General features: G+C 59.4%; 18 protein-coding genes. 4 read left to right on the top strand and 14 right to left on the bottom strand.

Annotation, left to right across the window (positions count from 1 at the left end):
• Positions 1-100: 100 nt before the first annotated feature.
• The 5 genes from R6Y96_RS07875 to R6Y96_RS07895 all read right to left on the bottom strand — a co-directional run bounded on the left by R6Y96_RS07875 (position 101) and on the right by R6Y96_RS07895 (position 14,451).
• Positions 101-2,908 (bottom strand): hypothetical protein, encoded by a 2,808-nt coding sequence (locus tag R6Y96_RS07875; protein ID WP_318620741.1) that lies wholly within the window; start codon positions 2,906-2,908, stop codon positions 101-103.
• A gap of 367 nt (positions 2,909-3,275) precedes the next feature.
• Complete coding sequence (locus R6Y96_RS07880) at positions 3,276-4,049, bottom strand: hypothetical protein (protein ID WP_318620742.1); 774 nt, start codon at positions 4,047-4,049, stop codon at positions 3,276-3,278.
• A gap of 15 nt (positions 4,050-4,064) precedes the next feature.
• Positions 4,065-9,164, bottom strand: coding sequence for a hypothetical protein (locus R6Y96_RS07885; RefSeq protein WP_318620743.1), 5,100 nt, complete (start codon positions 9,162-9,164; stop codon positions 4,065-4,067).
• A gap of 89 nt (positions 9,165-9,253) precedes the next feature.
• Complete coding sequence (locus R6Y96_RS07890; RefSeq protein WP_318620744.1) at positions 9,254-13,492, bottom strand: S8 family serine peptidase; 4,239 nt, start codon at positions 13,490-13,492, stop codon at positions 9,254-9,256.
• A 200-nt stretch (positions 13,493-13,692) separates the two neighbouring features.
• Positions 13,693-14,451 (bottom strand): cohesin domain-containing protein, encoded by a 759-nt coding sequence (locus tag R6Y96_RS07895; RefSeq protein WP_318620745.1) that lies wholly within the window; start codon positions 14,449-14,451, stop codon positions 13,693-13,695.
• Between the two features lie 927 nt (positions 14,452-15,378).
• Between R6Y96_RS07895 and R6Y96_RS07900 the strand changes: the two genes are divergently transcribed.
• Positions 15,379-16,356: a DUF1616 domain-containing protein gene (locus R6Y96_RS07900; protein WP_318620746.1), complete on the top strand. Its 978-nt coding sequence runs from the start codon at positions 15,379-15,381 to the stop codon at positions 16,354-16,356.
• Here R6Y96_RS07900 and R6Y96_RS07905 read toward each other — a convergent pair.
• From R6Y96_RS07905 to R6Y96_RS07935, 7 genes are read right to left on the bottom strand one after another with little or no spacing between them, the layout of a single operon-like run.
• Positions 16,340-17,098: a hypothetical protein gene (locus tag R6Y96_RS07905; RefSeq protein ID WP_318620747.1), complete on the bottom strand. Its 759-nt coding sequence runs from the start codon at positions 17,096-17,098 to the stop codon at positions 16,340-16,342. The genes R6Y96_RS07900 and R6Y96_RS07905 overlap by 17 nt on opposite strands.
• The gene (locus tag R6Y96_RS07910; protein ID WP_214023062.1) at positions 17,095-17,382 is read right to left on the bottom strand and encodes a hypothetical protein; all 288 of its coding nucleotides are present in this window, start codon (positions 17,380-17,382) and stop codon (positions 17,095-17,097) included. The genes R6Y96_RS07905 and R6Y96_RS07910 overlap by 4 nt, the downstream gene beginning before the upstream one ends.
• A complete protein-coding gene (locus R6Y96_RS07915; protein ID WP_318620748.1) occupies positions 17,382-18,617 on the bottom strand; it encodes a DUF58 domain-containing protein in 1,236 nt (411 codons plus the stop codon). Before R6Y96_RS07915 ends, R6Y96_RS07910 begins: the two co-directional genes overlap by 1 nt.
• 3 nt (positions 18,618-18,620) lie before the next feature.
• On the bottom strand, positions 18,621-19,595 hold the full coding sequence (locus R6Y96_RS07920) for an AAA family ATPase (protein WP_318620749.1): 975 nt from the start codon (positions 19,593-19,595) through the stop codon (positions 18,621-18,623).
• Complete coding sequence (locus R6Y96_RS07925; RefSeq protein WP_318620750.1) at positions 19,592-20,401, bottom strand: DUF4350 domain-containing protein; 810 nt, start codon at positions 20,399-20,401, stop codon at positions 19,592-19,594. The genes R6Y96_RS07920 and R6Y96_RS07925 overlap by 4 nt, the downstream gene beginning before the upstream one ends.
• On the bottom strand, positions 20,401-21,975 hold the full coding sequence (locus R6Y96_RS07930) for a hypothetical protein (RefSeq protein WP_318620751.1): 1,575 nt from the start codon (positions 21,973-21,975) through the stop codon (positions 20,401-20,403). The genes R6Y96_RS07925 and R6Y96_RS07930 overlap by 1 nt, the downstream gene beginning before the upstream one ends.
• Positions 21,972-22,238, bottom strand: a complete 267-nt coding sequence (locus R6Y96_RS07935; RefSeq protein WP_214022051.1) for a hypothetical protein — start codon at positions 22,236-22,238, stop codon at positions 21,972-21,974. The genes R6Y96_RS07930 and R6Y96_RS07935 overlap by 4 nt, the downstream gene beginning before the upstream one ends.
• Positions 22,239-23,300: 1,062 nt before the next feature.
• On the opposite strand from R6Y96_RS07935, the gene R6Y96_RS07940 reads away from it, so the two are divergent.
• Both R6Y96_RS07940 and R6Y96_RS07945 read left to right on the top strand, forming a co-directional pair.
• Positions 23,301-23,552 carry a DUF7123 family protein gene (locus tag R6Y96_RS07940; RefSeq protein ID WP_318620752.1) on the top strand — a complete coding sequence of 84 codons (252 nt, stop codon included), beginning with the start codon at positions 23,301-23,303 and terminating at the stop codon, positions 23,550-23,552.
• A 29-nt stretch (positions 23,553-23,581) separates the two neighbouring features.
• The gene (locus R6Y96_RS07945; RefSeq protein ID WP_318620753.1) at positions 23,582-23,767 is read left to right on the top strand and encodes a hypothetical protein; all 186 of its coding nucleotides are present in this window, start codon (positions 23,582-23,584) and stop codon (positions 23,765-23,767) included.
• Positions 23,768-23,878: 111 nt separating this feature from the next.
• Here the strand turns inward: R6Y96_RS07945 and R6Y96_RS07950 are convergent, their stop codons facing one another.
• Positions 23,879-24,487, bottom strand: a complete 609-nt coding sequence (locus tag R6Y96_RS07950) for a hypothetical protein (RefSeq protein WP_318620754.1) — start codon at positions 24,485-24,487, stop codon at positions 23,879-23,881.
• Positions 24,488-24,650: 163 nt separating this feature from the next.
• Here R6Y96_RS07950 and R6Y96_RS07955 point away from each other — a divergent pair, with 163 nt between their 5' ends.
• Entirely contained in the window at positions 24,651-24,908 is a 258-nt protein-coding gene (locus tag R6Y96_RS07955; RefSeq protein WP_318620755.1) for a hypothetical protein, read from the top strand.
• Between the two features lie 2 nt (positions 24,909-24,910).
• Here R6Y96_RS07955 and R6Y96_RS07960 read toward each other — a convergent pair whose 3' ends face one another.
• Complete coding sequence (locus tag R6Y96_RS07960) at positions 24,911-25,705, bottom strand: CheR family methyltransferase (protein ID WP_318620756.1); 795 nt, start codon at positions 25,703-25,705, stop codon at positions 24,911-24,913.
• Position 25,706: the final 1 nt, after the last annotated feature.

The raw sequence follows: 25,706 nt of genomic DNA on the forward strand, positions 1-25,706 counted from the left end.
TCTCTCCAAGATACCTAAAAGTTACCGATACAGAAATCTGCAAACGGCAGACTCATGAGGAACTGCAAATGGTTGAGACGCCACGAAAAAAAGTTGGTTTTCAGGGTTTTCTGGTGTAGTAGTAGACACCGACGGCGATCACCAGGATGATCACCACGGCGATGACCACGTATGTCCAGGGGAATCCTTCCGCTGGCGGCGTCACCGGGGTCGTCGTGGTGGGTGTGGTCGGTGTCACAATCGGCGTTGTGGGTGTTACGACGGGCGTCACCGCACCGGGCTCAACAAAGAGACCGAATACGGTGAAGTGCTCAACGCTTGCGGTGACAGTCCGGGTGGCCGGATCGACAACCGTCGGGACGGTCTCCCACTCCCCGGCCTCTTCGTCGTACCACTTCACCACGAGCGATGATGCGTCATACTCCGCCGCCTGCATTATCTCGCTCCACTGGTCCGCATTGAACGTGAAGATGAGGCTGATGGCTGGATCAAACCTCGCTCCCGACGGCGAACAGACTACCGCATGGCCTGCGAAGGTGTAAGCGGCGCCGGCCGGGACAGCGGGGAGATCGGCGGGGTCAAGGTCATCGATGCTGACCTCGGAGAGCGGGTTGCCGTCAGCATCCACAGCGTAGGTTCCAAGCGGCAGGTTAAGTTCGGTGATGCCGGATGGGCTGCGGATGGTGTAGGGCCTGAGGAGTTTCCCCTCACTGCCGATCAACAGCGAGGAGGAGCCTGTCTCGGGTGCAAATCCGCCACGGCCGCCGCCACCGCCGCCGCTCGGGGGGGTGGTGGGCTGCGGCGTTGGGGTCGGAACTGGGCCGGCAAAGAGCTGCACCGAAGTGGAGCCGTAGGCGGTCAGATTCCCGCCGTTCTCAGCCAGCATGTGAACTCTGTAGGTGCCGCTGAGGAGATCGGATGTGGGGATGTTCAGCGTCGCCGCATTGGCGGCCCTGGCCGCGTTCCCGTAACCTTCCGATATCCAGACGTTTGCACCGCTGTAGAGTATCTTCACCGTCTCGTTCCCGTCACCGAGCAGGTACATGCTCTGGAGGGACCCGGTTCCAAGCGTGGTCAGGTCGAGGGTCACATTACCGGTGTAGGTCGAGCCTTCACGGATCAGCACCGCGGCAACGTTCTGCGGAGCAGCACCGCCCCAGTTCACCACCACTGGGTCGCCAAGCGAGTACATGCCCGCCGACGTGGAGAACTGCGATGCCTCTTCAGTCACGACAAACGGCATCGCGGTGATGGCTGCGACCCGGTCGTTGTCAAGCGTGATGGCCATGATGACATACTCACCGGGGCCAAGCTCGGTCTGGTCGTAGCCGATTGGAAGACCCAGTCCATGTGTGGCGGTATTGAATCCCGCGGAGAGGTCGTAGGAGTTTGCCCTGATCATGGTGGGGAGATCCGTATTGAAGGTGAAGCCTCCACTGCCGCCGAGATCGGTGGCAGTGCTGCCAGTGATCCTGACAAACTTGTATCCGTAACTCCCGCCGCCCTTGCCGTAGATGACGATCTTCTCCTTCGAGAGAGCCTGTTCAAGGGAACTCGTCGAGACCGATGAACTTCCGCCACGGAGCACCTGATCGACAAAGGAACTGTTCGCCATCCCGATGATGATGGTGGCGTTGTCGATGTTCGGCACGTTGATAGCAAAGTTCAGCGTCCCGCCGGATGGTGCAACAAAGTAGGGCGCTCCGGTTGGGAAGGTGCCAGCGGTTATGTCGTCGTTTGCCCGGTTATCGACCACAACACCGGAACCTGCGGTCACCCGCTTCTGGAAGGTTCCAAGCGTCGGGAGGTTCATCTCGCCGGCGCCGCCGGAGATGCTGATCGCCTGAGCGACCTCGCTTGTAAAGACGTTATACGCCGCTGTCTTTGTCAGGTCCAACCCGGCGAACGTCCCCGCGGAAGACTCATCGATGTAGGCCAGGTAGTTGTTGTAGATGTGGAAGGGGGAACTGGTATTGCTGTTGCCCGCTTTATCAACGGCCGTCAGGGTTGCGTTCCGGTTGCCGAGGGTATTGCCCTGCGCGGAACCATACACGAGTGTACCGGGGGAGGACGTGTTTGATGCCGAACCAATCCAGACCACGTCGGGGTTTGCATCGGTCACGGTATAGGCGATGGTCAGATCCTCGTTTGCCTCGGGGTAGCCGTCACCATCGGAATCGCTGATCCCTGTAACAACCACCACTGGCAGAACCGTATCCTTGGTGAATGTCTCTGTGGCGCTGAGTACAGAGGAGTCGATCGTGCTCGTCCCGTTGACCACCACGGTGTGAACACCATCGGCAAGCGGTCCATAGGAACTGTAATCAAGCGTGATCACACCAGATGATGGTGTCGTGGTGTTGGCGGTAACATTGGTTCCGTCAAGGAACATCCGCACCCCTGTCACCTCGACATAGCGCGCGGATATCACCGGTTGTGTTTTATTGGTGAATGTGCCGTCCAGGTTCGGGTCGAAGGTGATACCGGATTCGGCAACTGTGATGTTACGGGTGGCAGACGCATGATTGCCGCTCGTGTCTGAGGCGCTGACCACCACTGTCCTGGCTCCAAGAGGAACGTTCGTTGCGGTGCCGCTAACAGTGCAGCCGCCGGTAATGGGTGTGATGGTCGGTGACGTGATCGCTACCCCGCCGACAGTGATACTGATGCTGGATTGGTCGACACCGCCCACATCGGTGATGGTCGCGGTGACCGCCACATCCTGCGGCACGGTCGCCCCGTCAGCGGGCGAGGTGATGATTATGTTGGGGGCGACTTCATCAAGTGTGGTGAAGGTGCCGTTGACGGTGGTATAGGTGTATACCGGAACCCGGGACTCCTCGATATCGATGATTGTCAGGTTTAGAGTGGTCGAAGACCCGTCGTTCTTAAGCGCGGTACAATCCAATCCGAAAAGTGGGCTGTCACCTGTGATATTGGAAGCACGCATATTGGCATACCCAACGACTTTTGCAAGGCCGGGCGTACTGAAACCATAGGTAATAGACCAATCATCCGGATCGAAAGTTCCGTTTCGACTTACGGACATCACTGATGCATCATATGCCACTCTTATATCAAATGCATCGAGACTCGAGGCACCACGTACATATACTCCAACAGGCGCACTTGTTCCTTGTTCCACATCATTTGCACTATCGATCACAATCTCCTGTGCAGAGACCGGACCGGTGCAGGCCATAAGAAGGACGAGTATAAGACCCGTCCATAACAAGCATCTGAAATTCATACAATCCTCCACTAAATCTATGTTGCTATCTTCTTTTTACTGCTATAAAGATTGCGATTAGCATCCCACCCAGAACCGGGATTGATGAGAGCGGCGTGGTCTGTGTGGATGCCGGGGGAGACGCCGACTGAGTCGGGGTCTCTCCCGTAACCACGGCCTCCCCGGTTGCTGGCGGAGGCGTCGTCGCGGTCACGGTGGGACTCCCGGTTGCAGGGGTTGTCACCGTCAGCGTCACGCTCACCGGCGGCGCCGTCCCGGTCACCTCTATGGGTGTGGGTGGCGCCCAGGGGACGTCGACCTCCGGTGGGACGGTGGCAGCGGGTGAGGGGGCGGGCGTCACAATCCCCTCCTGCGTCAACGGCGGGAGAGGTGTGGTTGGTTCCGATGTGGCCACCCGTCCCTCGACCGGGATCGGGTTACGGTCACCGTCATCCAGGTATTCCACCGAGATCCCGGTGACAGTGAAACCCGGCCCGGCCTGAATCCGTGCGATGGGAACTTGTATCGCCCTGTCGGACTCCGATGGTGGTGCCGGTATAAATCCAACTATCCGCATGGTCCCCGCGGAATTGTTTATGCTGGAGAATACCTCGAAAGGATCAACCGCCTCGACGGATGTCACCGGTGTTCCGGGGTCATAATTCACCTGAACCGTGAAAGCACTGACTGTATAAGGTTGATCGCCGGTGAAAACCAGGAGATACATCCCATCTTCCGGTTCAACGGTGATTACTGATGCCCCCGCAGAAATGACCAGGAGGAACAGCCCTATTGCCGCGATGAACCAGTTTCGCTCCATGCATCCCTCAAAAAATTACTGGTAGTGGGTGTCAATATCACCTACAAGGTACCACGCCACATCCCTTGCATCACCGCTGGAAACAGATCCATCGTCACCAACGTCCGCATAGAACCGATCATTGTAGGTGAAGGTTATCTCATCCACCAGATACCACGCGATGTCACGCGCATCCCCTGCGGTCACCCCCCCACCGTTGACATCACCAAGTGCACGCCCAATGAACTCAACAACGATCTGGTCGATGCTTCCGGTATCAACGTCCGGAACGCTCAGGACGCCACCCGAGATGTAACCGCTGGCATCGAACGGACCCTGCCATCCAGACGTGTTGTGGTAGGAGTATGCAACTGTGTCGTTGGCATACGCAGTCCCGATGGCCCGTGTGATTGTCGGCACCTCCACCGATATGGTGGCAGTCCCGCCGCTGCTGGTGATGGTCGAGTTGAAGGTCTTCTTCGCCGGGGTCACCGCGCTCCAGTAGTTCGTGCTGTCTTCGCTGATGGTGTCCTCGATTACTGGCGGCATGACCCTGAAATCACCGGCATCGCCGACAACCATGGAGATGTGCGGGATAGTGGGATCGGTCGCAATCTGGGCGGAATACTCTGTGGACTCACCTGTTCTGACGTAGAGGGTGGTGTTCACCGTGCCGGGGGTATGCATGATAGAGACGTTGTGGTCGCCCTCAAGCACCTCCCTGGTGATGTTGCTTGTTCCGCTTGCCACCGGCACGCCGTCGATATAGAAATCGGCCTCTAGCGGTGCCAGGTTCTCATCGACCACAGAGAGGGTCAGGTTGCCGTATCCCTTCACAGAGGCAGTGGCGTCTCCAAGCGCCATGTTCTCGTCATCGTACATCGGATAGATGCGCGCCTCCACGGTCACTTCACCGGCCTTCGTGAAATTCAGCGGGACATAGAAGTTCTTCACTTCGCCTCTGACCACGCTCGGCTTTGATTCGTCATCGGAACCCGGGTAGACGTAAAGCGTCTTCGCCGTAGCGTTGTACATGTGAGATATGTAGACCCTTGATCCGCCGCCATCCATGTAGTAGGCCATATCGGCGGCCATCTCACCTCCATCGAACGCTACGCCATCCCGGGTCGGGATCTCAAGGATCAGCATCGTCCGGTCATCCCCGGTGTTGTTGACCGTGAAGGCCACATCGACCGTGTCATTGACGACAATCCCGTCCTCAGGTGCCGGCACCGTCACGTCCAGGAAGAGGTCGGTCGCTATGGGGTCGATGAACTCATCGGGGATTGTTGCAAAGGCAACGGACTTTGGCACCTTCTGCCGGCTCTGGACAGCGACAACGAGCTCGGCCGCATCCATCGCTGCATCGCTCTTCCCGGTTATGGTGACCTTACCCGTGTGGTTTGCTCCAGGGGTGCTGCCGTAGAGAGCGGCGATCTCGCTGCCGTTGAGGTTGAATGATACCCTGGGGTTGGTGCTGTTGAACGTGTAGGTCTGCGGCGCACGGATCACCGCCCCGCTGCTGTCCTCAACACCGATCTGAACATTGAAATTGACGGTTGAAGGTATCTGGACCTGGGTCAGCGCTTCGATCACCGCTGCGGTTCCGCGGGTGTTGCCCCAGCGGCCGTTCGTGTCATAAACGCTCACCAGGTAACGGATACCCCCGCGAACGGTCTCGTTCTCGGCCGGGAGGCCTGTCCTGTTCAGGGCCAGCACCGCGTTTGCGGTGTCTTCGTAGGCCCAGGAAGAGCCCCAGTGGTAGCCGTTGGCGGCATCGCCCTGCCGGAGTTCAAGGAGCCTATCCTGGAGTTCACCAAGTTTCGCATCCGCCTGGGCATCGAGGGTAGCGTTATCAGCGTAGTGGTCGCGGATGGCGTCTATACCGAATACGGCGTAGGCAATCGGCGTTGCTGACTGGGAGGTGTAGTCTCCACGAACCAGATAGTCAAACGACCTGTTCAGCGACTCGTTCACCCTCCGCTGGCCTTCAGGGGTCAGGTAGCCGAACTCACCGACAAACTTCTCGGATATGAACCCGGTCCACTCGTAAGAGTTGCTGATGTAGCCCCAGTCAGACCAGCCGCCGTTGGTCCCCTGCCTCTTCAACAGCCAGACGGTGCTTGCCGTCAGGTTGATCTCACTTTCGTTTGTAAGGTCGAAACCCCAATATGTGGGATCATTATCCATGTCCTGCCTTAACTCGCTGAAGACATAATTAGGATAGAGTGTGTAGAACATCGATGGAGCCGAGTTCTGACCCCACGCCCAGCCACCGGACTGGTCACCGTAGTTAGTGTATATCGGCAGCTGCTGAGCGTTGTAGCCGTCCGGCGCCTTCATCTGGTTGTAGGCCTGTTGCATCTTGGCCTGGTAGGTGGCGTTGCGCTCATCGTTCAGCTGGCCGCGTGACTCGTAGTACTGCTTCACCCGCAGCACCGCAAGCGCCGGGCTCATCGTCTGCTCCGGGCAGCCATGCGGATAGCCGATCAGGTAGTCAAGCCCCTCAAGGGTGCGCCCCTCCGCTCCTGCAGCGGCGGTGATGACAACCTCGCGCCCCTCAAACGGCTCGCGGTTGAAGACATCAAACAGGATCTCGCCGTTGGCCTCATTATCCAGTATGGTCGAGTTGAGCACCTTGATGTCCACATTCTGTTCACGGACAACGATCGTGCCGTTCACATGGGTCTGCTCCCCCCGGGACTCAAGATTGATGGAGTAGTTGTAGGTTCCAAGCTCCCTCGGCCGTATATAATACCACCCGACACTGTTCCAGGACGATGAGTAGGAGTAGATCGACATCTCTGCAGGGTAGTAGTAGTAAAGATCGAACGGCGTGTCCTTGCTCAGGTCAACGGCGGTGCCGTTTGCATACCAGATCGATAGGCTGGCGTTGACGTAGCCGGGCTGGTTGGCAGTGAAGTAGGTGCCAAGCCAGAAGTACTGGTCCTGAACTGCGGTGACGTTGTAGCCATACCACCTCTCCCAGTTCTGCCTGTTATCCGTCGTGATGTTCAGATCGTAAGGGTCGATCCTGACCTGAGTGCTGGCAGTGTTACCATCCTGGACATCATCGCCGGCGATCCCTGCCGCCAGGGTGTGGATGCCTGTGTCAGCAGGTTTCCAGGTGTCCACAGTGAAGTAGCGGCTCTGGTATGCCCCGAGAGCAACTTCATCCTGGCTCCAGATAACCGTCCCGCCGAGAGTGACGTTTGCCGAGACGTTCACCGGGGTTGCCTTCGGGTTGTTGACGTAGACGGTGGAGGTGACGTTGCTGCCCACGGCTGATGCCGTCGGCGCCCAGATATAGACACGGGCATCGGTTAAACGATCCTGAATGAGGGTGCCCTTCGTGATATCAAGTTCAAGGTATCTGTTGTTGTTGGTTTTGACGTAAGCAGCCGTTGTCGAACCGATCTCTGATACCCGTCCTGAATCGGACTGGGCTATGAACCGGAGATCCACCACTTTTGTATCGTCCGAGAGGGAGAGACCGCTACCCTCTACCAGAAGACGCCCATAGCCTGTGCTCCGGACGCTCACGCCCGACTGCGCCCCCTCATACCCGTCGTAACGGGCAACCGATGGATCGTAGGTCACAGGGATGCTGAAGGAGACAACCGGTGCATCGCTTGAGATGTTTGAGAGCTCGATGGGAAACAGACTGCCCCCTTCGCTGATCACATTCAGCCGGGGGAAGATAACCGTCACCGGCTTAAAGGAGGCATACTCCTTCTCGATGGTCTTTGAGACCGTCCCGCTATCCGGGTATTTGATCCGCTCTTTAGGCTTCTCTCCGTTCGGTCCGGCGGCGTTTGCCTCCACGGTGTAGGTCACGCTCCCGGCATACCGATCGAGATTGATGGTCTCTGTCATTGTCCAGTTATCACCGGGCAAAAGAGCAGGGACATCATAGGTTTCGTTCACGCCGTTCTTTGAAACGCGGAGCCATGTTGGCTCAGAGTCTACGCCAGGGGCTATGTTCTCAACACCGTAGGTCACACGGTATGTGCCCGGCACCACATCCTCCTGGATGGTGGTATTGCTGCTGGAAAGCCCGGAGACCAGCGTGATATCCAGGACCGGCCGGAGGTCGGTGTAGGTGACGGTTGTCTGCGCCTCGATGAAGTTGTTGTAGTAACGAATCTCCTCGATCGTGTGGTCAGGATTGATATCGATTGAGACCTGCTTCGTCCCGGGCGAGATATCGGCTCCGGCGGTTATTATCAGGGTCACGGAACCGGTCTCCTTCACCTCAACGACCTCGGTGCCCGAGTAGTTGGGATCGATCGTTATATCGGTAAAGATTGTGTAATTGGCGCCGGCTGCGATATCATCCGTAATTGTGTAGTTCTCACTTTCACCTACAAACGTGACCTGCGTCACGATCTCATCGGTCACACCGGCCCCGCCGATGTTTCCAATCACGAAGGTCGGGTTCATGTAGATGGTGCCGTTGCTGTACTTCTTGACATACTGCGGCGGTGCAGGGTCGAGGTATCCGACCAGATCAGGCAGCGGCGGTGGGGTGGTATTCAGCCATCCCTCTGTAACATGTTCAAAATGTGACTCGTTAAACTCAGTGCTGTAGGTTGCTTCCGGGTAGAGAGAGTAGTTGCCGGGAGTCTCTCTATAGGTGTCGAAATGGATCTCGGCTATCTGCACCGGTGCCGCCCCCACGGTAAAAGGTGCCGTGGTGGTGATTGCAAACTGCAGGTGTCCGGGATGATCCGCCATGTATGTGAGGTTGGCACCCGCAAGCGGCCCGGTGAGGTTGACGGACTTCACCGTACCGGCGCCCTGACCATAGAACACCCATACACCGATCCCCTCGATCTCGTCAATGTTCGCCACCGATACCGGGATCACGGCGGGTTCGCCCGCTTCAACCGTCGCCGATCCGAAGATTATCGTTGATGCCGGGTTTGGCGGCGCTGCAACCGTCTCCTCTGCGGCTGCAGGGAGATCTTCATCGAGAGACGCTTCCGTCTCCGTGGGTTCAACATCAAGCCCTGGAGCAACCGTCATGCTCCCGTTCTCAGGAGCGGTCGCCCCCTCCGTCCCCGCGGCGGCAACACCGCCGATGAGACAGATTGAGAGGATACACATTATCAGAATCTGCACATAATGTTTCATACATCATCACATCCATGGCTGGCTATAAAACCCTTCCTGCGGCATGTGCCACAGAAGAGCATACACCTGTTCATCAGTCACTCCTGAAATTAAAGTGAGGTGATCTTCCCCACATAGTAGTAGGCGATCTTCGCTGCATCGGCGGCGTCCACCTTCCCGTCGCCGTTGAAGTCCGCCTCCATGTTCACGTCTGTTAGCCCGAGGGCCATCCAGGCCACCCGTGCAACATCCCCTATATCAACGCGCCCGTTCCCATTGAAGTCGCCCTTCACGTGGGGCGCCGTCATCTGGAGAGAGTAGCCCGAACGGGTGGTAAAGACAAGGTCAGGCGTGCCGCCGCCGATCTCCCAGTAGACTTCCGCGTTCTCCGGCACATTCAACGTAAGAGTTGCACGCCCGTTTGCATCGGTCTCCTGAATACTTGAACCTCCGGAGTGCCCATAAATGGAGCCTCCACCATAGATCGGGTAGATCTCCCAGGCCAGGTAGACAGGTATACCCGCCTCACCGTTCTCCATCCGAACCTCGATGCTCTTTGACCCGGGGGTATCGTAATACTGCTCCGGCGGTGTCACTATGGAGAGGGGGGTTGCTGCGGTATAGATCGATATCCATGTCCAGGATCCCTGTGAGGCTAACTCCTTCATGTAATGGGTGATGGCGTATGATCCGTAGGTAACCGCACCTGCATATGAACCACCGCCGGTCGTATACTGTGAGGCAAGTGTCGTCGCGCCTGTACTGTAATAATGATGCATTCCCCCTATCTGCCGGTTAACCTCGAAGATCCCGGGCATCGGGACGATCTCACCATCGGCGTTCGTGACGGTGGACGAGGCCACAAGGCTCCAGCCTACGTACTCCCCGATCAGCAGGACGATCGGCCCCTCGGGAGAGAGACTGGTCCATCCATACGCATCGCCGGATAGGCCGACCACCTGGACCTGGTTGTAATATTCAAAGTCTCCCGGGAACCGGGCCGCTACAGGGATGGTGACCGAACCGTAACCGTCGGTCCCGGTGGTCACCACCGTGCAGCCATCAGATGTGTAGAGGTAGACCGTCCCGGCCAGCGGTGCACCCGTATCACCGTCCTCAAGGTAACAATCGACGTCGATCGCATCTCCCGGATCAAACCGCTTTGTGGTCTCATTGTAGGTGCTGTTCCATGACCCCCCGATTGAGAGCCACCGGTCATGGGTCGCCTCTGGGACGGAGGCGTGGTGCATGAACGGATCCAGGTTGACCAGGATTATTGCAACGGTCTCATAATACCCAGACCCATATTCCTGTACCTCCTGTACCACCATCCCCACGTATGCATCCTCTGGAACAGGGATGCTCAGTTTCCCTATACCGTTTGTGGTCGTGAAGGTGACCTGCTCCATCGACTCCTGCAGGTTGCTGATCTCCTCCATAAACTCCGGACTGAAACCTCCGGCCTCGCCTCCGCGAAGTCTTGCGGTCTCTTCGGGGAATTGAGCAGCAAGCGACTTCACTTCAGCCTCACGGAGCCAGACAACAGACACCGAATGGGTGCTGTCTGCCACAGGGGCACCGCCAAGAGATTCATACATCTTGACCACGAATGTCGCGTTGCCGCCAGGTTTTGCCGATATCATGTATGGCGCGACCTCGGTGACCGTCTCAGCGTAATCGATAAAATCGATCCAGCCCGCGCCGACCTCCGCCTCTTCGCTCATGTTATCCGCGGGATAGAGGTAGACAGGACTCCCGTACCGATCCTCTCCAAGCATCTCCCGTGTTATATCCGCGGATATCGTCCCGTTCACCGGGATGAATGTCTGACTGTAGGAACCGATCTGCATCACCACATCACCGGTGTAGGGCGCCATGGTGGCGGGGTTCACAAGCGTGTAACTGACTGTGGCGGTCGCGTTGACTGGCACCCGATATTCTTTGTCTGGTGTGTCAAAAGCCTTTAACGGACTCCTGTAGCCATCGTAGGTGTATATATCAGCCGAAACCACATTACCATGTGTATCGCTCACGTTGTACTGGTAAGAGATGTAACCCCCTCCCACAGGCACGAACGAGGCGATGGCCAGCCCGTTCTCATCCGTCATCACGGTGATGTTCAGCACGGTGGCGGTGGAATTTGTTACTCTAAACCAGATCTCCTCATCGGCAACGGGCCCATCATCCCAGGCGATCGCGGTGATGTTGTTCTCAACGCCGGGCTTGAGGTATGTGTATGCGCATCCGGCGTACAGCCCGGGCTGATCATACACCGGAGGCTGGAGCGGGGTGATGTTGTCCACCGCCGCCCAGGCGCTCACCCGGCCGGCACCGTAGTCGGTGTCAGGACCGGTCCGGCCGAGGTCGATCGCCGTCCGCTGGAGAACTGATCTGATCTCGGCGGGGGTAAGCGAACTGTTCACATCGAGCATCAGGGCAACCACCCCCGAGACATGGGGACAGGCCATGGAGGTGCCGGACATCGTCGCGTAACCGCCCCTACGGTCTGTCGATACAACATACGATCCAGGAGCGACCAGATCCGGCTTTATCCTCTGGTTTTCGCCCCATCCCACAGGGCCGCGGCTGCTGTACGCCGCTATATAGTCAATAGACTCATCAATCGCTCCGACGGCGATTGCCTTCTCCGCGGCGGCGGGAGCGCCGATGGTGCGAAGCCCGTAATCTCCATCATTCCCGGCTGAGGTTACCACCACTGTGCCGTTCAGATCGACTATCCGGTTCACAGCCTGCGACTGAAGAGACGTTCCGTTATCCGCATAACAGGTGGTGACGCTGAAATAGACTGGGTACTCCTCGGGGATGCAGCTCCAGCCGTAGGAAATCCACTCACCCTCATCCTCTTCACCCTCATCCTCTGCATCGTCGTAATACCCGATCTCGGGGATCGCCATCTCGTCGACATACCAGCCATACCAGGCAACGCTATAATCAGTCTCGTAGCGGAGGCGTAACTCGATCACCCCGCCGCAGTATGGTGTCAGATCGGCGGTCGAAACGCCCTGCCCCACACCTGTAAAGGTGAGGAGAGTATCCCACTCTTCAGTCTGTGGGTTGCAAACCTCAACATAACCGTTATCCCAGCCCTCCTCGATGTCATACCAGGAGGTGATCTGGAAGGTGGCCGATTCCACCCCCGTCAGGTTGAACTCCCGCGTCAGGGTGTTATTAAGGTAATCAACGGATCCCGACCACCATACATGGTCGCTTGCGTTGAGCGAAGGGTTCTCTATGCGGAGCGTCCAGTTGCCCGGCTCGAGGGGTTCATCCCCGATGTACTTCACCATCCCCACATAATCGGGCACCGGAGTAGTCCACCAGTCGCAGTCCACACCCGGGTAGACCGTTCCACCGGGCGTCTCCAGGGTGACATTCAGCGCGGAATAAAGCGGCGCCTCCACCTCAAGGCAGATGAAGCCGGGGTCGAAACCATCATTCCAATTTTCAACAGGGATCTCAATCTCGAGGCCGGAGTCGATGGCCAGGTAATCCCCATCCACATAAAACCCGATGCTCCCACCGCTGTAGGATATAACATCCGCCCCAAGTTCCACGGCGCGCTCAAAACCGCGGATGACGGTAGAGGAGTTCGCACGCCCATTCGAGTCGAAGACCTTGATACCGATCAGGCGAGCTCCTGGTGCAACCCCGGTCTTTGTCCCGGATGCACCCGTCCCGGCGATCGTCCCGGCACAGTGGGTGCCATGGCCGTGATCGTCGTAGGGCTCTGTAAGGTCGTTTACAAGGTCATCCCAGTCGACAACCTTGCCGGCGAGGTCGGGGTGATCGGCATAGATCCCGGTGTCCACAACGGCCACGGTCACCCCTGTGCCGTTAAACCCGTTCTCCCAGACCTCGGGCGCCTCGATCCAGTCCACGCCCCAGGCGATATCCTCTGAGTCCATCGGCGGAGGGTTGATGTAATCGATCGTCTCGCCCGCCGGTTTGTAGAAGTTAATGCCACGCTCACCCTTCTCCGAAGGGGTGTCGGCATCGATGGTGACAATCCGGTCCGGCACCACCATGGCAACATCGCTTCGGGCAGCGATCTTCTGCACCTCCTCGGGACTGAGGGTGGCGGCAACAGCGTTAACCGACCATAGCGGTGTCACATCAGCAGCGCCCATCTTATCCAGGGTCGCTATCACGTCTCCCTGGGACTGATCGGCAAACGCCGCAAGTTCAGCAGGCCCCGCGCTTGCAGGAGCCTGCTCTTTCATCACGATTATCACATGCTGCGCCTCACCGGTGAGCGGTGCAGCAGACGCAGCCCCTACCAGAAGCAGGGAAAGCAGAATGAGGTGTAGTATAACACGCACGGCAACCACATCAGGATAAATGAAATACCTCATTGGTATTAAATCATTTCATTCACCGGGGCTGATCATCCCCGCGTCATGTCAACAATCCTCCCCCGGCCAAAATCCATTCATTCACCGGAGATGGGAGAGACGCCTCGGCCCCTGCCGGATCACCGCGGCATTTTAGCATGCGCCGCCCCAGCATTACGTCATATAAAAAGTTATGGTTACCGTCTCTGAAAGATACATAGAGCAGCCGCGATAGTAAGGGCAAGAACGGCTGCAACCGTGGAGAGCGGTGCTGGTGCCGGGGTCGTCGGTGTTTCATCACCAGCATGAGTTGGAGGGGCGGTCGCCGCGGTTTCAGGGGTCACGGTTTCATCACCTCCGGTTTGCGGGGTGGTCATCACCGGTGCAGGTGTCTCACCGGTTCCAGCGGTCATGGTGGCCGCCGCAGGTGCCGGCGTAGATGTCTCGCCGCCCCCTGCGGCAGACCCGGTTCCACCTTCACCTCCGCTGCCCGCCGCCGCTGTGCCGGCGGTAACCTCGCCTGCGGCAACGCTCTCAAACGCGATCGAGGAGAACGCCGGGAAGTCGCTCCAGCGGGCATCCTCAAGTGTCAGAGAACTCGAACCGCCTCCCGCCGCCGAGAAGGCCGCCTCCACCAGCGGTGCCGGGGACGGTATATCGACGGGGTCGGGAAAGATCACCAGCACCCTGGCCCGCCCCGCTTCGTTCGTGTTCAGGGTCATGGATGCATCGGCATACGCTGACGCCAGTTGTATCCCATCAAGGGTCACCACACCCGGATCATACCGGAGATCGAACTGGACGCTTGTGGCCTGAGATATGCCCGAGACCATCACAGGCAACCATCTCCCGTCCGCCGACCCGGAAGGCGCCTCAAGCAGGGATGCAGCCTGCACACCACCACCCGCAAGCGAGGTGCAGAGTATCAGAAGGATTGCAAGGCTTCGTGTTTGCATGATATAACTCCATTCCGAGAGCATATAAAAATCTGCTGCTATGACCGGATGCCTCGGGGCCATCAAACCAGTACCCCCACGGCTTTATAAACATCTCCTTGGGCGGATTCGGGGCGGCATCGCCGCGCACCCTCCACAAACCGGAGCCGGGGGGGCCGGGGTTTCTGCGAGACGCCATTACGGCGAGATGCGGAGAGGGGAGACCGACGAAAGGGGTATCCGGGTGAGATGGTGGGGAGGAGACCGTCAGTTCGCGACCTCACCTGACACTCGATGAGATCGTGTTTCACCCCTGGCACGGCTATCCAGGGCCAATCGCCATTCACTCGCCCGCCCCCTCGAGCGGCCGGGCGGTGGGGGTGGCTCGACTCGCTGTATGGAAAACCGTTCCTGGTTGAAACGCAGGAGACAGGGGAAGGGGCGTCTCCATCGATACAGTTCCAGGGGGGAGAAGCGTATCTCCACGGCTCGATGTGAACTCCCTGCTGAAATCCCGTTTCCGCTCCCCATGCACGGCCACCGGCTCAATCGCCACAGACTGCCCGCCCCCGGGATGATGGGAGTGGTCAGCCGCAAAAAACGTTCGCCGCGGTGGTGATTTTTAGGTATCAAACCATGAGCAGCTGGTTCGGTGGTCTCGCGTCGGGGTGCAGGTTCCACCGTGCGGATTTACTCTCCCGGCATCCGCTTGCAGGTGTACAATATCCCGACTGTGGGAGACCTGGAGGCGGAGTTCCCACATGAGATCAGGAAGATGAAGGTTTTCGCAAGAAGATATCTTACACCCGGCCCATCCCGCCGGGAGAGGGGTAAACCGCCGGCAGGTATACTGTTCCCCGCGAAGTCACCTCAAGACCGCGCAGCACCCTCAATCGCTCTCGCAATCTTGATACATCTACGGCACAGAGATGTCTGAACGGATAACCCATGGAGACCCCCGAAGAACAACCCCTGATCGCACAGGCCGCCGGGGAGATACCCGGCGACCTGGTCGCGGTCGCGGCCGCAACAGTCGCGACCCTCGCCTGCGTCTACGTTCCTATTTTAAACGAGACCTTCCTTCGGATCGTCTTCGGGGTGGCGATGGTCCTCTTCATCCCCGGCTACGCCCTGATCGCCGCGCTCTTTCCGGCGCGGGACGACCTTGACGGCATCGAGCGGGTAGCGCTCTCCTTCGGGCTCTCGATCGCGGCAGTCCCGCTCATAGGACTCGGGTTGAACTACACACCGTGGGGGATCCGGCTCGACCCCATCCTCGCATCCCTCACCCTCTTCACCCTCGCGATGGCCGGCATCGCCTGGTACAGGCGTCTCCTCCTCCCGCCTGCCGACCGGTTCCGCGTCCCGGCCCGGGAGATGGCTGCCGCCGCGTGGGCCGAACTCTACGACCCCGAAGCCTCCCGGCTCGACCGCGCCCTCTCGGTCATCCTGGTGATCTCGATCGTCGCGGCAGCCGCAACAACAGTATATGTCATCGTGGTGCCAAAAGAGGGCGAGCACTTCACCGAGTTCTACATCCTGGGGCCGGGGGGAAAGGCCGCCGATTACCCGACCGATTTTCCCGCCGGCTCGATCCAGACGGTTATCATAGGTGTAGGAAACCACGAGTACCGTAACATCACCTACACCATCGAGACACACCTCCTCAACCAGACGTTTGACACCCGAACGAATACCTCGACCATCCATGCCGTCGAACCGCTGGAGAGGTTCAGCCTCACCGTCCCCCACAACGAGACCCGTGAGGTTATCTGGAACTTCACGGTCGCCTCGACCGACTACAACCGGCTCGAGTTCCTGCTCTTCAACGAGACGGTGCCGGACGATTCAGTCACTGGCAGCGACCGGATCAACGCAAGTTACCGCGACCTCCACCTCTGGATCCGGGTCAGGCCCCCGGCCTGAGTATAAGCCGGATCGTTCCCCTCTTCTCATCGACGCTGACGTGCTCGATCCTCGTCGGCTCCCCCGTCCCCAGGGCTGCGATAGAGGCGATCAGGCTGCAGACCGGGCAGCCGACCATGGTGCAGCACTTCGGCGATGCCGCCCTGACCGCCCGACAGCCGGGCATCAGCCGGTAGCCGGCGAGGGTGACAACGATATTATCGCCGTCGCGAACAGCCCGGGTCTCATCCGCAACCTCGAGGAGGTCGTCGCAGACCTCGGTTATGCAGGCAAGCAACCCGGCCATCTCACCTGGGACCTCAAGGGCGTGCTTCTGCCGGAGCCGTGCCAGGAGCGGGGCGCAGGTCGGGGTGATCCGGACGGCGCACGACCCCTCCTCTGTTGCGAACGAGTAGTCATCACCGGTCACCGCCGGGAGACTCTCACCAACAGGGATGACCTGGACAACCGACCCATCCTCACGCGGGACGAACCGGCCGTCGCCCTGAACCCCGAGGTCGGCGCAGAGGGTCGCTATGTTGACCGTCCCCTGTGCCGCCAGCAGGGCAGAGAGCCCGGGGTCCAGCGGCTCGCCCTTGTAGAGCGCAAGAAGGAATACACCCGCGATGAAACACCCGGTGCCCGCCAGCACCAGGGTTGCCGTGGTGATATCCCCCCGGCCGGCGATGGTTGCAACGATCAGGAGGGCGGCAGCCGCGATGATGAGGAGAAAACCTCCCAGGTAGGGGTTGTTCCAGTTCATGCCTCACCCCGCGCCCGGAGGCTTAGCCGGTAATCATAGAGGCTGAGCGCAAGGTAGCCGCAGACGAGCGCCGCCGCCAGAACCAGGAGAGAGGCCACGCCACCGGCAACAACAGCCGCGGCAAAAAGGGCGGCGGCAACCGCATAGACAGGGTAGCCCCGCCGGTCCTCAAGATACAGCGCCAGAACAACGACCTGTATGATGAATGCGGCAACGACGCTGCCGGCGGCAACCACCAGAACCTCGCCGGCGCAGAGGAGCAAAAACCGCCGGTCAAACTCCATCAGATCACCTCCACGGCGTCTACGCCCGGGATTCCAGAAGCCATGCCGGCCGGGGCAAAGACCACAACCCGCATCCCCCGGGCCTTTGCCTCGCCGACAACCTGGACAAGGTGGCTCCTATCCCCGGGAAGAAAGAGTGAATAGACCCGGAGTTCCGAAGCGTCCGCCCGGCCGAGCGCCTCCCGCACAACTGCCGCAAACGGCGAGCCGCTCTCCCGCGCAAACGCCGCCAGGACGGCGCCTGGCCTCCCCCCGCAGGCCGCCTCCCTGCTGATACTCCGGGCGCGGGCCGCAAGGACGGCCGGACCCGGCGCCCGGTACAGCGAGATCCGGGGCTCGACGGGCTCAAGCCCGGCAAGGACAGAGAACGCATCCCTCACCTCCTCCGTTCGCGGGATGAACCTGACGATCTCCGGGCCGGCAATCACCAGGATGGAACAGCCATCACGTGATCTGATCGCACCCTCGACCGCCCCCGAGACGGCCGCCATTAACCTGGCAAAGGACTCCCTGTCATCTGCCCTGGCCGGAAGGTCGACCAGTATCAGCGGCGCCCCGCCCTCAAGCCCGGTCAGCTGCCGCACGTAGTATGTGCCGCGCCTGGCGGTCACCTTCCAGTCGATCTGCCCGGGGTCGTCACCCACGGCGTAGGGCCGGAACCCCCTGACGCTCTGTCCTGTAAGCCTCGTCCGGCGGTCGACCTCAACCTCTCCGCCGCCGGCCCCATTGCCGCCGCCGTCAGCGGATCTCATCACCGCCGGGAAGACCCGGAGGTGGGGGGCGCGGAAACCCCGGACGATGAGGTCGCGGGAGAAGAAGGTGTCGCTGGCAGAGACCACAACCCCCCCAAACGACGTCTCTCCAGGCGCCATGACCCGGAGGGTGTAGGTTGCCGTCTGCCCGGGTGGAAATAGCGGGGGTTCAGCGGCGGCAACCGCCGGCGGGATGTCGCGGACGCTGACCTTCATCCCCGACGGAATCGTGCAGTCAACCCGCACCCCAACTCTCACGGCCGCCCCCTGCCGGAGGATCGTCCGCCCGGCAGTCCGCTCGACCGAAAGAGTGTTGACGACGACCGCGATATCACGCTCAAACCGCCAGCCGCGCCAGATGAGGAAGATGGCCAGGGAACCGGCGGCCAGGGCCGAGGCGGGGCTGGAGACCAGTATCGCGACAACGGTGAGCGCCAGGGCCAGGGCCGCAGCGCCCTCAGCCGTCCGGGTCGGCCGGATCATGCCTCAGGACACCTCGACGCTATCCAGGATCTCGTCGATGACCGCGTCCACCGCCAGGCCGGTGATCGTCGCCTCACGGGTGAGGAGGAGGCGGTGCCTGAAGACCGGGTGGGCGAGTTCCCTGACATCGTCCGGGATGACATAATCCCGGCCGTTTAATGCAGCCAGGACCCTCGACCCCCGGACAAAGGCGATCGAGGCCCGGGAACTTGCGCCGAGCCGGATATCGCTGTGCAGCCGTGTGGCGGTGACAAGGTCGCGTATGTAGGCCATGACCGACTCATCGATCCGGATCTGCCGCACGGTTGCAGCCATCTCCACCACCTCCTTGGGGCCGATAACCGGTCCGATCCGGTCGTGGTAGATCCTCCAGTCCAGTCCCCCTGCCTGCTCCCGGCGTATGACCTCAAGCTCATTCTCCGCATCGAGGTGCGTCAGGACGGTGCTGAACATAAACCGGTCGCGCTGCGCCTCGATCAGGGGGAACGTCCCCTCCGCCTCGTGAGGGTTCTGGGTTGCGATGACAAAGAATTGGGTGGGGAGTAGGTGTGTCTCACCGTCGATCGTCGCCTGACCCTCGCTCATAGCCTCGAGGAGCGCGCTCTGGGTCTTCGGGGTGAGGCGGTTCATCTCATCGACCATAAGGAAGTCTGCAAAGATCGGACCTTTCTGGAGGATGAACTCGCTCTTGTTCCGGTCGTAGACCCGTACACCGATGATGTCTGCCGGCTGGATATCCACCGCGCCCTGTATGCGCTTGAAGTCGTAGTTTATCAATCGCGCGATGATCTTGCAGATGGTGGTCTTCGCCGTCCCCGGAGTGCCCTCGATCAGGAGGTGGCCGCCGCTGATCATCGTGACAAAGATCGCCCTGATGAGGTGGTGGTTCCCGACCACCATCTGCCGGGTGGTCTCATCGATGGTTCTGTAGGTGTTTGCAATCGTCTCTATGCGTTCTGTCAGGTTGTTCTTCTTCATTCTCTCTTCCTCCCAAACCGCCAGGCAACCGGCAGGATGGCAAGAGCTGCTATGGCAGCCACGGCCGGCGGTCTCTCCGCTATCCAGGTCAGGGTGTTGATGATCGGGTTTCTGCTGCCGATCCTGCTGTGGACGGCGTCGATCTGGACCGGCTGGAGATTCTCTATAAACTTCGGGTTCTCGGGGAGCATGGCATTGATAAACAAGCTTGCATCGCCGATGACTATGAGGTTACCCTCTCTGGCGCATACAACACTCCGCCCGAAGGTCTCGCCCTCACCAACGCGGCCATCACCATCGACGTCATCCCAGGTGAAGACAGATGTCTCTATGAGTGGTTCGCCACCCTCGACCTCCGCAGGGCGGTTGAGGAGGACGGTCTCGACACCGGCAAAGAGGGTGTCGTTCCCGACGACATACCCCCTGAACAGACCGGGATGGGCATAGTCGCGCTCAAGGCTAGATAGATTCCCGGGCCGGACGCGGATCTCGCTTCCCAGGTCGGCAAGTAGAGGGTTTGCAGCCCCTTCCTCGTCGGCGATGATGACGCGGCCACCGCCATCCAGGAACGCCCGCAGGTAACCGACCTCTTCAGGTGTGAAGGGCCGGTCGGGCGCCAGGAGAAGGAGGGTTGAACCCGGGTCGAGGCGCGCGAGGTCGCGGACCTCCTCCGCGGGGAGACTGGATGTGCCGTTCCAGCCGATGTTATGCCGGCTGAACTCCTCGGTGGTGGTGGTTGTGTGAAGGTAGAGTGCGCCGCCGGCCAGGAGCAGGACCAGGAGGACCACCCGCGTCTCACGCTGCATCAATCATCCCTCCCGAGCGCCTCCCGCTCCATCGCACGGAGTTCTTCATCAGTGGGGGTCTCCCCGGCGTAACGGATCCGTTCGTAGCGTTCGAAGAACGCGACATGATCGGGGGCGAGCCTGGCGCACTCCCGCGGCGTCTTTGTGGCAGGGATGCCGAGCCTCTCACGGAGCGCCCGAAAGAGGATGGTTGCGGCATCCCGCGGCGGGAGACCTTCGATCTCCACCGACGGACCCGTTTCTGCGATTTCCGGCGGCGGTTCGATATAGGGCTCTTCCGGGACAGGAGGCTCCGGCGGCAGGCCCCTTCGCCGGATGTACCACCCGGCACCGAGCGCGGCGGCGATGGCGGCGATGAAGGGAAACGGCGAGAGCCCCTCGCCCCGAACCTGGATGGCCACAACCCCGCTCTTTGAGGAGTTCAAAGGATAGCCTGCGGCGTTGAACTCCGCCCGGACGGTGTGCTCCCCGCCGGTAAGTATGAGCGTTCTTGCGTAGGTGCCGTTGCCGTCAGTCTGTGTGCTGATGAGCGTCTCGCCGTCCAGCCGGAGGAGGACGGGGGCATTCAGGACAGCCCGGCCATCCTCCGTTGTGAGGTTTCCGGTGCAGGCAACGGCCGTCCGGTTCACCTCCGCGATGGCGAGGCTGATATTCGTCTCTGCAGGCAGGACATCGAATGTCGCGACCTCGGAGAAGATGGCGCCGGCGGTGGCGTAGACCAGGTGCGGCCCTGCCAGGATACGACCGATCCTGTAGGGATAGGCGTAGGCGGCGTTCTCATCGAGGGTGGTGTTTCCGGCGATCCTGCTATCGACGTAGATCGTGAGAGGAGTTCCGGGAACACCGTCCACGTATCTCCCGCCGATGGTGAGGTTCTCGCCGTAACGCCCCTCTCGGGGTGTGACGGTGATGTTGAGGGGAGAACGGGGGGCATCGGCCTGCCACTCTTCCGCGGCTCCGGCAACCTCTGCGATGACCTCAACGCTCTCCTGGTAGGGGGTGGCGTTGGCGCCGTAATGCGTGGCGATCCTGGTCGTCTCGGGCTCACGCTTGGCGTAGGCGGTGTAGGTCTCTCTCATCTTCTGCCGCAGGGCCTCGCCTTCGTAGACGACCGCCATCCTCTGGTCGCCGTCCAGGACCTCGATCTCGAGGCTTTGAAGTTCGTCAAGACGCTGGCTGTCGTTCAGGAGCGCCGCCATGGCCTCCTGGTTCTGCCGGTTGTTCTTCTGGAACTCGGCGATATCGGTCTCTGAGAGGTCGAGCGTGACGACAAGCCGGTCAAACTGGCTGGTGAGTTCGGAGTATCGGGCGAGGTCGCGTTGGGCGCTCTCATAGTCCTTGATCTTGATCGTGAGGGCGAGCGTCCCCGTATGGCCCAGGAGCTCATCCATCAGGGGTATAACGGATGCAGCATCGCCCGGAGAGCGCTTCTCGATGGTCGAAGGGTCGGCGTGGGCGGCGGTCGAGATATTCTCAGCCGCATAGAGGACAGGGTCAACCGCTTCTCCGGCAAGGAGGAGGGTGAGCAGAACGGCTGCGGCCACGAGGATGATATGGGACGTCCGGGGTCTCATGCAGCAATGATCTCCAGGATTTTCTCTGCGACGATGTAGGCGAAGATGGCAACTTCCACGATGATAACGTAGCCGAGGTAGCGCATGTAGCGCGGCCGCGAGAAGGCGCCGTCGATCAGGACGGCAACGACCAGGAGGCCTATGAGCGAGAGTACGAAGAATACCTCAAGGTCGAGCGTCCGGTTGAGGATCATGAAGAAGGTGACAATTAGGAGCCATACCGCAAGCACGGCCGCTGCATGGTACTTCTTCGCACCCACCATTGTGATAATTTGTGGCGTTTTTGGCAGATAATAATATTGAAAACCGCCAGGCCCCATGAGGGAGGGAGCAAACGAAATGGCGGTGACCAGAAAAGGAGAAAAACTCAGTAAAACCTCCCGGTGAGGATCGTCACCATAATCCTGCCGTGGCAAAGTGAACCACCCCCCACCTTCTGGCCGGGGTCTATAGATCGCCACCCACACTTGCCTTGCACACCGGGAAGTGAGCGAGCGGTGGTGCAGGAGGCACCAGGGGTTCTGCGAGGGAGACCATCCAGGCAGCACGATACCTCGGGACTGGAAATTTGAGCCTCCCCGATGGAAACTCCCCTGACGAACCCTCCACGGAAAGAGGGTTGAGCCCATCAAACCAGTTTGACGCCACCGAACCACCACCGCGGTGAACGTTTTTTGCGGCTGACCACCGCCATCATCCGGGGGCAAGCAGTGAGGGGTGATTGCCCGGGATAGCCGTGCACGGGGTGGAAACAGGATCTCGGCAGGGTGTTCACAACTGGCGGCAGAAAGGTTGCCTCCTCCCTCGCGGTGCGTCTATGGCGAATCGCCCCGGCGGGGGGAGGGGCTCGCCGGGGATGGGGATGGAAACAGCCCCCTCACCTGCCTCCGCATGTCACCGGAAACCTCTCTCGCTGGAAACACCCCCACCTCCCGGCGCTTCCAGCGTTTCCTCCCGCCCCACCTATAAGGGGGCGGGCAGTGGTTCGAGATTGGCCCGATGGCCGTGCCAGGGGTGAAACACGATCTCATCGAGTGTCTGGTGAGGTCGCGAACTGACGGTCTCCTCCCGCCATCTCACCCGGATCCCCCCTTCATCAGTCTCCCGTCTCCGCATCTCGCCGGAATGGCGTCTCGCAGAAAACCCCCGCCGCTCCGCGGCCTCCGTCAATGGAGTGGTTTATCAAACCTGGGAAGTATTGGTTTGATCTCTTCTGGTTATCCTCCATGAACCGTAAGAGACAGAATCAACGAAATTTACCCCTTTCGATAGGCAAGTTATATAAAGATCCAGACAAAAACAAACCCTCACCGGGAGGTGAGTCGATGTCGGCGAAGAAACCTATCAAGGAGAAATACAGTGAGACTCAGAGGAGGATCCTGCGCCACCTCAGGGTCGGGTTGCGTGCAGGCAAATCCTACTTCAAGTCCAAGTATATCGCACTCGATCTTGGCCTCTCTCCAAAGGAGGTCGGCACTAACCTTGCCATCCTCTCTGAGATCTGCGATGACCTGGATATCAAGCGGTGGAGTTACTCAAGCAGTACCACCTGGCGGGTAACCCCTCGCCCATCATAATTTTATTCAGGAAAACCCACTCTTCCTGCATGAAGATCGTGGAGTTTGAAGCAACCATCGAGTTTGTGGCAAACATCAACGAGCAGAAAGACTGCCTGATGTCCCAGGACAAGAACTACGAAAACCCGGAAGTTCTCTGGTTCAACATTGACGTCCCGAAAGGGCACGGTGTAAAGGCCGGGGACAGGGTCAGGGTGACGGTTGAAAAGATCTGAACGAATCACTCAACTGCAACCGGTGTATCCAACACATCTACCGCAAAAGGCAACCGGCTGAGGTCAGACCAGGCGGTGAGCCCATCAAAAACCGCAGGGAGAGCCCGGCTCTTACCGCGTGGCCGGCAGGTACTCCGGGAGCGTCTCCAGGGTGATGCGGTATGAATCGATATTATCCACGCTCACGATGATGTAAAACTCATTCCCTCCTCTCTCGACGTTTTTGATGATGCTGCCCGGATAGTAGAGTTCAGCCCCTTCGACTATCGTCCCGCTCTCAAGTTCAACGAGAGCCATCCGGAAGCGGGCCGCCTCGGGCCACACCGTTGCTGAAACGCTGCAGTTTAGCCTCCATAGCGAGTATGGGACGTAGAAGGTCTCTGTGATCCCGCCCCTCCTCTCCTCTATATAGGCAAACGGTATCGCCCGGTGGGCTCCCTTCCAGGGCGGGTCGGAGCCACCATACCTGGTAAGGTTCTCCGGGAGGTAACAGACGGGGTAGTCCCAGACGCTGGTCGTGTAGGTGATCCTGAACGGTTCAGGCAGGGCAATGGTCGGTGTCGGGATAGGGGTAGGGGTGGTTATGGGAGGTGTGAACGTCGTAACAGGGGTCTCAGGAACCCCTGATCCCGGCTCCGCTACCGGCGGTCGAAGGAGCAGTGCTACCGCGGAGACGATGATCAGGGCAGCAATGATACTGAGGAGATCGCCTTTATCCACAGATTTAAGGTGGTGCAGATGTTAAAAAGACCTTTGGGTTTACCGCCACGAGAGCAGCAGATCGAGCGTCCCGGTCTCGGGGCAGGATCAACCTCATCTCAGAAGATAGAACGTAAAACATAAGCGTTAATACCTGGCCGCACCAGCGTCTTGATGGAGGAGCATGGACATCACAGAAGTGCGCACCTGGGTGATCTTTTACCTGCTATCGTTCGTGGTGCTCCTTGTGGCAACACTCATCACAAGCCAGGGCAGCCAGCTCTGGATCAGCCTCATGCTCATCATCATCGTCATCGGTGTAAACTTCTCCATGCTTGTCACCGAACTAAAGCGCTACCAGGCGAAGAAAGCATTCCTCGAGCGAATCTCAAAGATCGTCAGGGATAATAAGACGGAAGGGGACTCGATCTCACCAAAATAACTTCAGGCGGCCTTCCTGAAGATCTTCTGTGCACTGTTATATGGCACAAAAAGGTGTTCAACCTCTCTTCCCAGGTACTCGGTCTTACCCATGACGTAGTAGCCACCAGAAGCAAGCGCAGAGTAAAAAAGTTGCGTGAGATCGTCCTTCTGCTTCTCGGTAAAGTATATGGTGACGTTTCGGCAGGTCACGATGTCGAGGTACCTCGCGACGGGCTCCCCCGACATCAGATCGTGCTCACGAAACCGCACGAGGCTCTTGATATGAGGGAGGACTTCAAACGTACCATCGTCGCGACTGATGAAATGTTTGCGAATCCTCTTTTCATCCACATTCTCAAGCGTTTTTGCATCATAAACCCCCGCAATGGCTTTCTGCAGCACAACGGTATCGATATCGGTTGCATATATTGTTACGCTGATATCTTTACGGAGCGCGAGCAGTTCGTGAACCAGGATGGCGATCGAGTAGGGCTCCTCACCCGTGGCGCAGCCCGCGCACCAGATCCTGATCGAGTCCCTGCGGCGTGCAAGATCCGGCAGAATCTCCCGGCGCAGCACCTCGAAGACCTCAGGGTCGCGGAAGAATTTGGTGACGTTTATGGTAAGAGCGTTGCGGAGGAGTTCACGCTCCTGCGGGTTTGCCAGCAGGTAGCGATGGTAAGCCTCAAAATCAGCGGCGTTTGTGAGCCTCATCCTGGAGAGGAGGCGCCGCTTTATATAATCCTCTTTGTAGTTCGAGCACTTTATACCGAGCAGCCGCTCGATGGTCCTCTGGAGCGATGCAAACTCATCCATG

This window comes from Methanoculleus receptaculi (assembly GCF_033472595.1).
Taxonomy (GTDB): Archaea; Halobacteriota; Methanomicrobia; order Methanomicrobiales; family Methanoculleaceae; genus Methanoculleus; species Methanoculleus receptaculi.